Raw genomic sequence first — 12,975 nt, 5'->3', positions numbered from 1 at the left:
ACTCTGCAAAACAACACAACGAAAAGTGATGCCCAATAAATTTCATGTTACACGGCCTAAAAGACGGCGAGTCTATGCCTGTACGCCATGTAAGACCGGAAACAACCCTAATGGTTGAATATAAACTCAGCTATTTTTTATCATCTCCACTGCACCAGTACCACCCAAGGATTATCATCCGAGGTTATTACGCGCCAGCGGTAGCAGGTAACGTTCTGTTTCGCAGAGAATTTGATCAAGATAGTTGTTATCCATCTGCCGGAAAACGCGCTGGATATAGGGATCGGCCCCTTCTCCCGGTATCCGCTGATCCCCCTGCCAGGTTTGCAACAGCTTGGCGCGCGCTTTGATTTGCACTTCTTCAGCCCAATCAATCTGCTGCGTTTCCGCCTGGTAACACTGGCTCAACCAAGCCCAACCGCTTTTGTTCAGCAGCATCAAAGGCTGTGATAACCCACGCTGATAACCGGCAACCAACTCCACCAAACGATCATGGGCCTCTTCGGCGGAAAGCGCTGCAAAGCGCCAGGTGGAGTCCTTGCGCCCGAACATGCGGCTGGTTCCCGTACCACCGGCGCAGCAATACACCAGGTGCTCCAACCAAAGCAAAATACCGTCTACGGCTGAAAGCGTGGCAGGCCGCCAACGCAGCAGGCCATCCTGTTGAACTTGATGCAACCAGCCGCTGATACGCGTGCCTGCAACCTCAATATCCAGTTCCAGGCTGTTGTTTTCCTGCCGCTCACTGCGCACCCGTTCTGCCAGTTCATGCATCTCTTCCTGCTGCGTTTGCCAGTAGATCTCGCCAAATGCCCCATAGGGTAAAGCGCCGGCAGCGCGTACCCGCTGGAATAACCGCGCTGTATCCTCTTGCTCTATCAGGGTATTCAGCAGTTGGCTGTTAAATTGATAGCGGCTGAGGTTATCCAGAGTAAAAGGCTCTTCTTCCGGCAGGTCGATCTCTTCCAGCATAAAGTTAACGCCAAGACGGAGCTGGAAAAACGCTCGTATTGGATGGCGGTAAAAACGCAGCAACTCATCCAGCGAGATCGGTACGTTATCTTCAACCTGCAGCGGCTGATTAAATGCCGGATAGGCCGCCCCACGGCCATCTGCCGCGGGCAGCCACTCTGCAGCATAACTTTGTGTTTCACTCCCTGGCTGGAAGTTTTCGGCAGCAAACGGCATCCGGCTGTGCCACTTAAGCAAATGTTCCCCCACCCGGTGCGCACTGGCATCGGCATCGCAGGCTTCATCACCCGGCAAACAATAGCTCTGCTCCAGATATTCCAGCAGTTCGGTCACCAGCACCGAAGGATAGCGTGCGCTGTTATCCTGGATCGAACGGCCGATAAAGCTGATGTAAAGCCGTTGCTGGGCTGAAAGGATCGCCTCAAGGAACAGATAGCGGTCATCGTCACGGCGGCTGCGATCGCCACGCTTCACCTGTTGAGCCATCAGGTCAAACCCCAACGGCGGCAGGGTGCGTGGATAAACCCCATCGTTCATCCCCAACAGGCAAACCACCTTGAACGGAATGGAACGCATCGGCATCAGGGTACAGAAGTTGATCTGCCCGGCCAGAAAACGTTGGCTAATACGTTGTTGATCGAGCCGGGCCGCCAGTTCATTACGCAGCAGCGTCAACGGCACCGTATCGGGATAGCGTGCCGACAACCCGTAACCGATAATCTTTAGCCAGTCCTCTTCAATGCGTGCTAGTGCTTCTTCTGTTTCTCTGTCGGTTTGGAAGAAGCTATCAAGCAAGCGCCGGCACAGGGGTAACCATTCGCTCAACGAGCGCTCTTCACTCAGGATCTTTCGCCAGTCACTGAGCTGAGACAGCAGATCGGCCAGTTGCCCGGCCAGTTCGGCAACCAATCCGCTCGATTCGTCATACGGCAGCACGCCTTGCCAATCACCTGCGTTACTGTCCATCGCATATCCCAACAGCATGCGGGTAATGCCAAACCGCCAGGTGTGTTGGCCGGTTGCTGGCAATGCCAGTTCACGCACGTTGTCATCATCCAGCCCCCAACGCACACCGGCCTCCCCCACCCAATGGCGCAGCAGGCGCAACCCCTCTTCCTGAATCGAAAAACGGGCCGCCAATGCTGGCACCTCCAGCAGTGCCAACACCTGCTCGGAAGTAAAACGGCTCTGCGGCAGATCGAGCAATGAGATAACAGCCTGTAAAGCAGGATGCGCCTGGCGGGCTTTGCGATCGGAGATGGCAAACGGCAGATAGCGCTCGGCAGAGGCATTGCCGAAAACGGCCTGAATATAGGGGGTATAGCTGTCGATATCCGCCACCATCACGATGATATCGCGCGCAGTCAGTTGCGGATCTTCGGTCAGCATAGCCAGCAGGTGATCGTGCAACACTTCAACTTCACGCTGCGGGCTGTGGCAGGCGTGCAGGCTGATCGAACGATCCTGCGGATCCAACAGGCGTTTATGGCCGCTGTATTCAAAGGTTTCCAACGTGGTGCCGATCACCGCGTGGTCTTCCAGCTCCAGCATGTCGTGCTGGATGGCGTGCAGCAGGCCGTCTGGTGGAATATCGACAAAAGCATCAATTTCCTGCACGGTATCCATCTGCGACAGCAAATACAGATGGTCACGCCCCAGTTTGCCCCATGAAGCGAGCAGCGGATTACTCAGTTGCTGCTCACCTTCGGCATCAAACAACTGTGCAGCCTGCTCTGGCTGGCGGAATAACCCTTGTTCCCGCGCCTGATGGTAGTGGCGGCGTTTGCGGCTTTGCAGGCGGGCAAGGAACGCATAATCCTGAATATCCCCCCAGTAATAACGGCAGGGGTTGGTAAACATCAGGTGGATATCAATATGCTTGCCAAGCGCCTGTAGTGCTTCCAGATAGACCGGTGGCAAAGCTGAGATACCGCAGATAAACACGCGGGGTGGCAAACCGGCCGGGCATTGTTCAGCATTTTCCAACGCGCTGATAAAGCGCCGATATAAATTGGCGCGGTGCCACTCAGCCTGCCCCAGTTCATCCGTGTACTCAACCAATCTGCGCCACAAGGCTGCCTGCCATTGCTGGGCCTCCGCCAAACCTTCAACAAGCTCTTGGCGCTGCCAGCTTTCCAGCCACTGCGGGCGATAAACCAGGTACTGGTCAAACAGATCTGCCACTCTGCCAGCAAGCTGGTGGATCTTGCGCTTATCGCCATCATCAGTCAGGTAATGCTGCAAGGGTGCAAACTCGGGCTGCACCAGCATCTCTGGCAGCAGCCACATCAGTTTCCAGGTCATGGCATCTTTGCTGAAGGCGCTCTCTTTGGGGATCCCCGGTAAAACCTTGGTGAACATATCCCAGATAAAGGTTGCGGGCAGAGGGAAAGTGATATTCGCCGCGATCCCCAACTGTTCTGCCAGTTGCATTTGCAGCCACTGCGCCATACCGGGGCTTTGTACCAGCACCACTTCCTGCTGAAAAGGATCGGCCAAGGGCTCTCTGGTTATCAACGTACTGGTCAGCGTTTTCAGTAAGTCCAACTGATTGGAGTGATAAACCCTAAACATGCTGCTCCTTTAAACCGAATAAATTAGGCGTTCTGATTACCGATCAAGGCAATACCATCGGCTAAGTTCAACCTGCTGCCGCAGTGGCGTTTGTATTTTTACCGTGCGCCGCTGGCAAGGAGCTTCCACCCGCAGGGTTTCAATTTCACGCTGCCAGTTCGGAGGTAAAGGCACGGTATTATCCTGCGTCAGCGCCCCGGCGTTAAACATTTCCAATTGGTGATGCGCCAGCGACCAAGCTTGTCGGTATTGCCATTGCCGCTGAAAGGACTGCAACAAAACCTGCTGATATTGTAACAGCCCCAGCAGCGACACCGCGAATAACAATGCCGCAATCAATACTTCAGGCAGGCTAAACCCCTGCTGCCCCTGTAGATGGGGGATTTTAGTCGGCACAGTCACTCTCTTTTTTCTCCGGGCAGAAATCCAGCCAGCCCCCTTTTTCCGCCTGCAGTTGGATGTCTCCTGCCGCACTGGTTTCGCTAGCCAGTTGGTATAACCACAGCGGTTCGGCATCGGGGAGCACTCCCGCGCCGCGTACTACCACGATACCGGCCCGGGAAGATCGCCGAGCACAGGCTTGCAGCGCATCGGTAGGCTGTTGACGACATTGCCATCTGGTGGCAGTGAGCTGCTCACGGGGCCAATGCTGCACCAGCCCCCAGCTCAAGGCAGAAGCCGCCTGATTGTAGGCGCGTAAATAACGCTGCTGATCAACCGCCAGCAACAGGGCGCTGTCCAGTTGCCGCTGCTGGGCATTGAGCAGCATCAATCCCATCACCAACAGCAGCATCACGGCTGCCAGCGTGCTACCACCTTGCTGTGTCTGCATGCTCAGAGAGCCTCCATACTGACCACCCACTCCAGGCGCTGCTGAATATCTTCCCGCACGCTTGACCGCCCCCCCAAGGCTGAACAACACCAACGACTTGCCGTCATGACCGGCAGTTTCACTGATGGAAAAGGTGTTAATGCGCACCTCTTCCGGATCGTGCAAGCGTTCCCAGCCGTTACCCCGGCAGTGGGTAACACCACGCTGCCCCTCCAACGCACCGGCTCGCAGGCGATAAGCGAAATACTCGGCATCACCGCTATTTTCCCAACGGCCATTTTGATTAAGGTCATAAGCGACAATCACGCAACTGTTTGGAACTTCGCCCTCCGCATTGCCGATCAAAAACGCCTGCCCCTGGCACTGCCCGGCACAAAACCCAGCACGGCGCAGATCTTTTTCAATACCGAAAGCCAACTGACGCAAGACCAGTTCCAAGCGGTAATGGCGACCCGCGTCGGCGGTTTGCTGGCGCAATACCGGCAAAGCCTTGGCCGCAGCGAGCGCAATCAGGCTGCCAAACGTCATCGCCAGCATCACTTCTGGCAAAGTAAAACCTTGTTCTAAGGCTGGCACAGGGCGATCCCTCGAATAACCGTGTCTTCACTGCACAACCGCAGGCGCCCTCTGGCAGACAGCACCAGGCGGATGCGGCCTGCCCCATTGCTCAACAAGATATGCCCGGCCTGCGCGTTGTTACGTAACCCATAAAAACCCATCTCTTTTTGGGTGAAATCCTGTAGTTGCACATCAATGTCGACCGGAGTAAACACCCGTCCAGGCGCAGAATCGCAGCGCGTTGCCGTTGTTCCACTCCCAACACACCAAGGCTCCCCCTGCCTGAACCACAGCAAGGCATTACGGTTGTGCCAGTTGGCATCAGCCTGCAGGCGCGTCAGGAAAGCCAGCAGTTGCTGGGCCGTCTGTTCCAGCCGCAATGCCTGTTGATAAAGCTGCCACTGGCCGACACCCCACGAGGTCAACATGCCAGCCAGTAACATCACTACCAGCAGTTCAATCAGCGACAGGCCCTGCTGGCGGTGGCCATAGCGGTATGGATATCGGTTCATCTGGCGAGTGTAATGTGCCGCACTGTCGGCTGCACAAGCGTTTACTCAGGCTGGAAAATGCCACGCAAAGTTTTTATGCACTTAACAAGAAAACCGCGAAAAACGCGCGCGGCTTCGCATTGCTGGCGAAGGAAGGAGAGAAGAAGTGAGTGATATAAAGAATAAGGGCTCAGTCATCAATCAACTGAGCCCTTTCAGCTATCAAAGGATATCAGATGGCAACGGGTGCCTTGATCGCCGGGTGCGGGTCATAGCCTTCAATCTCGAAGTCTTCGAAACGATAGTCAAACAACGACTCTGGCTTACGCTTAATCACCAGCTTAGGCAGCGCGCGCGGCTCAAGCGTCAATTGCAGTTGGGTCTGCTCCATGTGATTGCTGTACAGGTGGGTATCCCCGCCGGTCCAGACGAAGTCGCCTACGTCAAGATCGCACTGTTGCGCCATCATATGCACCAGCAACGCGTAGCTGGCAATGTTGAACGGCAGCCCCAGGAACACATCGCAAGAGCGCTGATACAGTTGGCAGGAGAGCTTGCCGTCGGCCACGTAAAACTGGAAGAAAGCATGGCAGGGTGCCAACGCCATCTGATCCAGTTCACCCACGTTCCACGCAGAAACGATGATACGGCGTGAATTCGGATCCTGTTTCAACTGGTGCAACACGTTGCTGAGCTGATCGATCTGGCGGCCATCTGCCGCGCCCCAGGCACGCCATTGCTTGCCATAGACCGGGCCAAGATCGCCATTCTCGTCGGCCCACTCATCCCAGATCGTGACTTTATTTTCACGCAGATAGGCCACGTTGGTTTCACCATTCAGGAACCACAGCAGTTCATGAATAATCGAACGCAGGTGACATTTTTTAGTGGTTACCAGCGGAAACCCTTCCTGCAGGTTGAAACGCATCTGGTGGCCGAAAATCGACACCGTGCCCGTGCCGGTACGATCGGCTTTAGGGGTGCCCTCGGCGAGCACTTTATTCATCAAATCCAGATACTGTTTCATTTTTCCTCACGACAGTTGTTGCTGCGGGCGACGACGGTACGCCCAGATCATCATAATCACACCGGCCACCACCATCGGTATGGACAGTATTTGCCCCATGCTGATCACGCCATCAAACAGACCAAGCTGGGCATCCGGTTGGCGGAACGCCTCGACGATAATGCGGAATACGCCATAGCCAATCAGGAACAGGCCAGAAACCGCCCCCATCGGACGTGGTTTGCGGATAAACAGGTTCAGAATGATAAACAGCACCACGCCTTCCAGCACCATTTCATACAGTTGCGACGGATGGCGCGGCAACACACCATACTGGTTCAGTATTGGTAACAGGCTCGGATCGGCGGCGGCAATGGCGATATCTTCATTACGAGAGCCGGGGAACAACATGGCCCAAGGCGTATCCGTGGTCACTCGCCCCCAAAGCTCACCGTTGATGAAGTTACCCAAACGGCCAGCACCCAGGCCAAACGGGATCAGGGGCGCAATAAAATCAGAGACCTGGAAGAAGGTGCGTTTGGTGCGGCGGGCGAACCACAGCATCGTCAGGATCACCCCCAACAGGCCGCCGTGGAATGACATCCCACCGTCCCAGACCTTGAATAAGTACAGCGGATTATCCAGAAACAGCGGCAGATTATAGAACAACACGTAACCTACGCGGCCACCGATAAATACGCCGAGGAAACCGGCATACAACATGTTTTCCGCTTCGTCCTTGGTCCAGCCGCTGCCGGGCTTGTTGGCGCGGCGTACCGCCAGCCACATGGCAAAAATAAAGCCTACCAGGTACATCAGACCGTACCAGTGCAAGGATACCGGGCCGATGGAAAAAATCACCGGATCAAATTTAGGAAACGCCAGATAGCTATTGCTCATCTATCACCACAACATGTCTGTTATTCTTCCCCATCTGGGGGCGGCAGGTGCCAAACGCGGCATCGGAGGGTTCCCGATGAATGTCGAGTTGCAGCCAAGTCACGCATCATAACATAGGGTTAACGGCGTCCGGGCTTGGCTACAGGGAAAAGTTCTGTAAAAACGCAACTCAACGGCCACCGCGAATCAGCCCGCCCATACCACGCCGCTCCATAAAGGCCGCCACCTGATGGCGCACTTCAGTGGTCATCTGGGCACCCAGCACTCGCTGAACCAAGCCTTCGGCATCGGACAGCTCGATATTACGCAGCAGGTATTTAATCCGCGCTACGCTGCGCCCATTCATGCTCAGATTACGGTATCCCATCCCCACCAGCAGCAGAGCACCCATCGGATCGCCTGCCAGTTCGCCACACAGGCCAACCTGCAGCCCGGCGGCCGAACCCTGATCGATGATCAGCTTCAACACCTGCAGCATGGCGGGGTGCAAGCTGTCGTAGAGCAACGCCACCCGAGTATTATTGCGATCTACCGCCAACAGATACTGAGTCAGATCGTTGGTGCCTACCGAGATAAAATCAACACGCCCAGCCAGGTAAGGGATCAGGAAAATCATCGACGGCACTTCCAGCATCACGCCGATCCGCGGTTTGGGAATGTCATATCCCAACACCTCTTCCACTTCGCGCCCGGCGCGATCGATCAGGCGTTTTGCCTCGTCAACCTCTTCCAGACTGGAGATCATCGGCAGCAGAATCCCCAGATTACCGCTGCTGGCATTTGCACGCAGCATGGCACGCACCTGAACGAGAAAAATTTCCGGCTGATCCAGCGTCACGCGGATGCCGCGCCACCCCAGGCAGGGGTTTTCTTCGCTGATCGGCATATAAGGCAGCTGTTTATCTGAGCCAATATCCAGCGTGCGCAGCGTGACCGGTTTGTTCGGGTAAAGCTGCAACATGCCTTGATATTGTGACACCTGCTCCTCTTCCGACGGGAAACCGCTTTGCAGCATGAACGGGATCTCGGTCCGATACAGACCCACGCCATCCACGCGCCCGCCGAGCAGTTGTTCATGCTCTGGACTCAGACCTGCGTTCAGCATGACCTGAATGCGCTCACCGGTTTTCAACTGTGCCGGTTGCTCAACGTCATCTTCCGCCAGCTTGCTGAGCTCCAGCTCTTCGCTGATCAGGCGCTGATACTCCTGCACCAGAACCGGTTCAGGATCTACCAGCAGTTCACCACGATAACCGTCAACAATCAGCATCCGCTGCGCCAGCAGTGCTGGCTGGATGTCTGCCCCCATCACCGTCGGTACGCCCATCGCACGCACCAGGATCGCCGCGTGGGAGTTAGCCGCGCCATCGCGCACCACCACGCCCGCCAGGCGATCCGGCGGCACTTCTGCCAACAGGGTGGCAGTCAGTTCATCGGTCACCAGCACAAAGCGTGCAGGCCACTGGGTGGTGCTCTGGGTGGTATCGTCGAGGTGAAATAACAGGCGCTGGCCGAGCGCACGCAGATCGCTGGCGCGCTCACGCATATAGGTATCCTGTAAGGTGGCAAACTGTGCGGCAAAGGCTTCAATCACCTGTTTGACCGCCCATTCGGCTACCGAACCGGCATCGATTTCGGCAAACAGCTCGCGCTTGAGGCGGGCGTCGTTCAGCAAGTGGGAATAGAGATCGAAAATCGCCGCGCTCTCTTTCTGCGAACTGGCAGAAAAGCGCTTGCTGAAACGGCGGAATTCCGCTCCCGCCTCTTCGAGAGCCTGCATCAGGCGTTCACGCTCACTGACCGTATCCAGCGTTGAGGCTTTGTAGACCTGATCGAGTGAAGGCTGGCTGCTGTCCAGCCAGCCTTCGGCGACGGCCACCCCGGGGGAAGCGGCCAGCGCGCGGATACGCGTCTGGCGATACTGACCAAAAATAGCATTCAGCTGTGATTGAGAAAGGATCCCGGCCATTTGCGTGGCCAGGGTCACCAGAAACGACTCTTCACTCTCGTCGAACTGGCGCAGTTCCCGCTGCTGTACCACCAGCACACCCAGCAGTTGACGGCGGTGGATAATCGGCACACCGAGGAAAGAGCGGAACTTGTCCTCTTTCACCTGCGGAACATATTTGAAACTGGGGTGGCTCTGGGCATCTGCCAGGTTGATCGGCTCCGCTCTACGCCCCACCAGCCCGACCACGCCCTCATCAAAAGCCAGCGCGATGGTGCGCCCGCGCGGCTTTTTCAACCCACGCGTCGCCATCAGGTAGTAGCAGCGGCGATCGTTATCTGCCAGATAAATAGAACAGACTTCGGTATCCATCGCCAGACAGGTTTCATTGACCAAAAGATCCAGCGCGTCTGTCAGATTGGCCGCTGCGGCCACTTTCTCAACAATTTCTCGCAAGCGCGTGAGCATAGTCTGCTTGACTTAACCTCTCTTTCGGCGATAAGCGGGAACCTGCCGCTGCGCCGCCAGTTCCTGCATTGGCATGACGGTCACGGCAAATTCTTTCATAACCCGGCGATACACGTCACGTTTGAACGACACCACCTGGCGCACCGGATACCAGAAGCTCACCCAGCGCCAACCGTCAAACTCCGGCGTGCTGCTGCGCTGCATATTGATATCCGCATCATTGCACATGAGTTGCAACAGAAACCATTTCTGCTTTTGGCCGATACAAACCGGCTTTGTGTCCCAACGCACCAAACGTTTTGGCAATTTATAGCGCAACCAGTTACGGGTTGAAGCCAGGATACGCACATCCTTTTTGTTCAACCCCACTTCTTCGAACAGCTCACGGTACATCGCTTGCTCGGGGGTTTCGCCAGGGTTTATTCCCCCTTGGGGAAACTGCCAGGAGTGCTGACCGTAACGGCGGGCCCATAGGACCTGCCCCTGACGATTACAGATTACGATACCAACATTCGGGCGGTAGCCATCATCATCGATCACCGGACTACCTCGATAAGCATAAATTCGTATAGATAACCTGATTGTTTCACACAAGCTACAGGCGGTAAACCACTGCTTTGCAACGCGGCGCGCCGGATAACATTGGGATAACTCACAGATAATGGCAAAGTTATAAACATGCACCACGCTTTTACGCCGTTTTTATTCACTTTTTCTGTGGATAGGTATGTGAAGAACTCCAGGGATAAGCCGGTAAAACTTCATGGAACCTAAAGCCCCCCATGATAAAGAGTTTAAATTATTTCATATAAAACATAACATTAAACACATAAAACCACTTATATACAGGGCAAAAATGTGATCCATGCACGGTAAGGATCCTTCTCTGGCGAAAGATCCACCAGCGTTGATTTTATCCACAGATTATCCGCCTGAGTTACACACAAAACGGACAAATTCGCAAAAAAGTGCCTGCGTCAAGGCTGTAAATCAAACCAGTGATCGGTAAAATTTCGGGTTATCCCATAAATCTGTGGATAAATAGGTGTAAGATCCTGTTCATTGTCGGTGGCTTCAGGTGCACAAGCACAGAGCAAGATTTTTTACCTGCCGCCGTTTTGGAAAAAAGTCATGAAAAATCATGCTACTATCATTCTTTCTGCTTGTTTCATTCCGCTGCTTTCGGTTGTGAACAAATGCAGTGCGTTTTTTAACCAGAATTCACAGGTTTGATTTATGGCGTTTTTATCCCCCCTTCCTCCTCCACCGGAAAATGAACAGCAGCTGTTTGAACGCGCGCAGGCACTGGCCGGTTTCAGCTTGGGTGAACTGGCTGGCCGAGCACAAATTGTGATCCCCAACGATCTGAAACGCGATAAAGGCTGGGTAGGGATGCTATTGGAGCTGTACCTGGGAGCGATGTCCGGCAGCAAACCGGAACAGGATTTCCCTGAACTGGGTATCGAGTTGAAAACCATCCCGGTGGATGCCGCCGGTAAACCGTTGGAAACCACCTTTGTCTGCGTGGCACCGCTCACCGGTAACAGTGGTGTGACCTGGGCGAGCAGCCATGTGCGCCACAAGCTGGCTCGGGTGCTGTGGATACCGGTGGAAGGCGAACGGCAAATCCCGCTGGCGCAACGCCGCATTGGTTCACCGCTGTTATGGCAACCGAATCAGGAAGAAGAGGATATGCTGCGCCGCGACTGGGAAGAACTGATGGATCTCATCGTGCTCGGCCACGTAGAGCGCATTACCGCACGCCATGGCGAGGTGCTGCAACTGCGGCCGAAAGCCGCCAACAGCAAAGCCTTAACCGAAGCCATTGGCGAGCAGGGCCAGCCGATCCTCACACTGCCACGCGGTTTCTATCTGAAAAAAAGCTTTACGAGCGCGCTGCTGGCAAGGCACTTCGCGATCTAGCCGATTTCTCTGTTAGGTATTTATCCCGAAAACTCGCCATTTTCTGAAGATTGCAAGTAAAATAATCAAAGCGCGTAGGTTATTCCTTATTATGTTGATGTAACGTTTAAGTTAACGTATCGCCATCACAATAAACGCGTATAATTCCCGCTTCATTTTTTCTTAAGGTGCTCAGGGCAATGTTCGAGTGGATTATAGATCCCAATGCTTGGTTGGCGTTAGGTACGTTGACCATTCTTGAGATCGTGTTAGGTATTGATAATATTATTTTTCTTTCCCTGGTGGTTGCCAAACTGCCGAAGGCGCAGCAGAACAAGGCACGCCGTATCGGCCTGGCGGCGGCCATGCTGATGCGTCTGGCGTTGCTGGCCTCTATCGCCTGGGTGATCCGCCTGACCCATCCACTGTTTACTGTGATGGACCACAGCATTTCTGCCCGCGATCTGATTCTGTTACTCGGTGGCTTATTCCTGATTTGGAAGGCCAGCAAAGAGATCCATGAAACGATCGAAGGCTCGGAAGAACAGCATCACACCAAGGTGCACAGCTTCTTTGGCGCCATCGTGCAAATCATGTTGCTGGATATTATCTTCAGCCTGGATTCAGTGATTACCGCGGTAGGTTTGTCGGATCACCTGTTTATCATGATGGCCGCCGTGGTGATCTCCGTCGGAGTGATGATGTTTGCTGCCCGGCCGATTGGTGAATTCGTCAACCGTCACCCTTCGGTAAAAATGCTGGCGCTGGCGTTTCTGATCCTGGTGGGCTTCACCCTGATGCTGGAAAGTTTCCAGGTGCATGTGCCGAAAGGTTACATCTATTTTGCGATGTTCTTCTCTATGGCAGTTGAAGCGCTTAACCTGATGCGTGGCAAGAAAAACAACGCTGCCCATTGATATGGCAGACCGTGCCCCGTTTCCACCGTTATGTTCTCTTACAGAGATGGGGCACATCTGAACGCCGCTTTTGCTAAGCTAAAAGCATTGTTTTCTGCAAAAGTTAAGGATACGCAGAATGAAAAAGTGGGTAATGGCCATCTCAACCCTGGCGATAGTGGCCGGGCTGGCAGGATGTTCCAGTGATTATGTGATGGCAACCAAAGACGGCAACATGATTCTGACCCAGGGTAAACCCAAACTCGACAAAGATACCGGTTTGATCAGCTACCAAGACGAGCAGGGCAACAAGCGCCAAATCAGCGGCGATCAGATCTCACAACTTATTGAGCGTTAACCCCCACAATGGCTATCGCCGCTCAGCAGATAGCCTTCTGTTTCACCTCGATACTGGATACTACTTCCCC

General features: G+C 54.5%; 12 protein-coding genes and 1 pseudogene. 4 read left to right on the top strand and 9 right to left on the bottom strand.

The window, feature by feature from the left end; genetic code table 11:
- Window positions 1-174: 174 nt before the first annotated feature.
- From recC to WG891_RS01320, 5 genes and pseudogenes are all read right to left on the bottom strand, one after another.
- A complete protein-coding gene (recC, locus tag WG891_RS01340) occupies window positions 175-3,546 on the bottom strand; it encodes an exodeoxyribonuclease V subunit gamma (protein ID WP_337261307.1) in 3,372 nt (1,123 codons plus the stop codon).
- 36 nt (window positions 3,547-3,582) lie between these two features.
- On the bottom strand, window positions 3,583-3,942 hold the full coding sequence (locus tag WG891_RS01335; protein WP_337261306.1) for a prepilin-type N-terminal cleavage/methylation domain-containing protein: 360 nt from the start codon (window positions 3,940-3,942) through the stop codon (window positions 3,583-3,585).
- On the bottom strand, window positions 3,932-4,384 hold the full coding sequence (locus WG891_RS01330) for a YgdB family protein (protein WP_076943731.1): 453 nt from the start codon (window positions 4,382-4,384) through the stop codon (window positions 3,932-3,934). Before WG891_RS01330 ends, WG891_RS01335 begins: the two co-directional genes overlap by 11 nt.
- A gap of 111 nt (window positions 4,385-4,495) precedes the next feature.
- A pseudogene (locus WG891_RS01325) lies at window positions 4,496-4,915 on the bottom strand (prepilin peptidase-dependent protein); the annotation flags it as partial.
- A 26-nt stretch (window positions 4,916-4,941) separates the two neighbouring features.
- Window positions 4,942-5,448, bottom strand: a complete 507-nt coding sequence (locus WG891_RS01320; RefSeq protein WP_337261305.1) for a prepilin peptidase-dependent protein — start codon at window positions 5,446-5,448, stop codon at window positions 4,942-4,944.
- On the opposite strand from WG891_RS01320, the gene WG891_RS01315 reads away from it, so the two are divergent.
- A complete protein-coding gene (locus tag WG891_RS01315; protein WP_158069131.1) occupies window positions 5,433-5,597 on the top strand; it encodes a hypothetical protein in 165 nt (54 codons plus the stop codon). The genes WG891_RS01320 and WG891_RS01315 overlap by 16 nt on opposite strands.
- Before the next feature lie 62 nt (window positions 5,598-5,659).
- Here the strand turns inward: WG891_RS01315 and thyA are convergent, their stop codons facing one another.
- The 4 genes from thyA to rppH all read right to left on the bottom strand — a co-directional run bounded on the left by thyA (window position 5,660) and on the right by rppH (window position 10,289).
- Window positions 5,660-6,454 (bottom strand): thymidylate synthase, encoded by a 795-nt coding sequence (thyA, locus tag WG891_RS01310; protein ID WP_337261304.1) that lies wholly within the window; start codon window positions 6,452-6,454, stop codon window positions 5,660-5,662.
- Between the two features lie 6 nt (window positions 6,455-6,460).
- Window positions 6,461-7,333 carry a prolipoprotein diacylglyceryl transferase gene (gene lgt / locus WG891_RS01305; protein WP_337261303.1) on the bottom strand — a complete coding sequence of 291 codons (873 nt, stop codon included), beginning with the start codon at window positions 7,331-7,333 and terminating at the stop codon, window positions 6,461-6,463.
- A 169-nt stretch (window positions 7,334-7,502) separates the two neighbouring features.
- A complete protein-coding gene (gene ptsP, locus WG891_RS01300) occupies window positions 7,503-9,749 on the bottom strand; it encodes a phosphoenolpyruvate--protein phosphotransferase (protein WP_337261302.1) in 2,247 nt (748 codons plus the stop codon).
- Window positions 9,750-9,761: 12 nt separating this feature from the next.
- Window positions 9,762-10,289, bottom strand: coding sequence for an RNA pyrophosphohydrolase (gene rppH, locus WG891_RS01295; protein WP_076943657.1), 528 nt, complete (start codon window positions 10,287-10,289; stop codon window positions 9,762-9,764).
- Window positions 10,290-10,985: 696 nt separating this feature from the next.
- On the opposite strand from rppH, the gene mutH reads away from it, so the two are divergent.
- From mutH to WG891_RS01280, 3 genes are all read left to right on the top strand, one after another.
- Entirely contained in the window at window positions 10,986-11,672 is a 687-nt protein-coding gene (gene mutH / locus WG891_RS01290; RefSeq protein ID WP_337261301.1) for a DNA mismatch repair endonuclease MutH, read from the top strand.
- Window positions 11,673-11,851: 179 nt separating this feature from the next.
- Entirely contained in the window at window positions 11,852-12,568 is a 717-nt protein-coding gene (locus WG891_RS01285; RefSeq protein ID WP_076943655.1) for a TerC family protein, read from the top strand.
- Between the two features lie 118 nt (window positions 12,569-12,686).
- The gene (locus WG891_RS01280) at window positions 12,687-12,905 is read left to right on the top strand and encodes a YgdI/YgdR family lipoprotein (RefSeq protein ID WP_337261300.1); all 219 of its coding nucleotides are present in this window, start codon (window positions 12,687-12,689) and stop codon (window positions 12,903-12,905) included.
- Window positions 12,906-12,975 lie beyond the last annotated feature (70 nt).

The organism is Serratia sp. MMO-28, from assembly GCF_037199905.1.
In the GTDB taxonomy this organism is placed as follows: Bacteria; Pseudomonadota; Gammaproteobacteria; order Enterobacterales; family Enterobacteriaceae; genus Chania; species Chania oryzae.
Note: the sequence above shows the minus strand (reverse complement) of the source record. Positions and strands in the feature narration are given on the sequence as shown.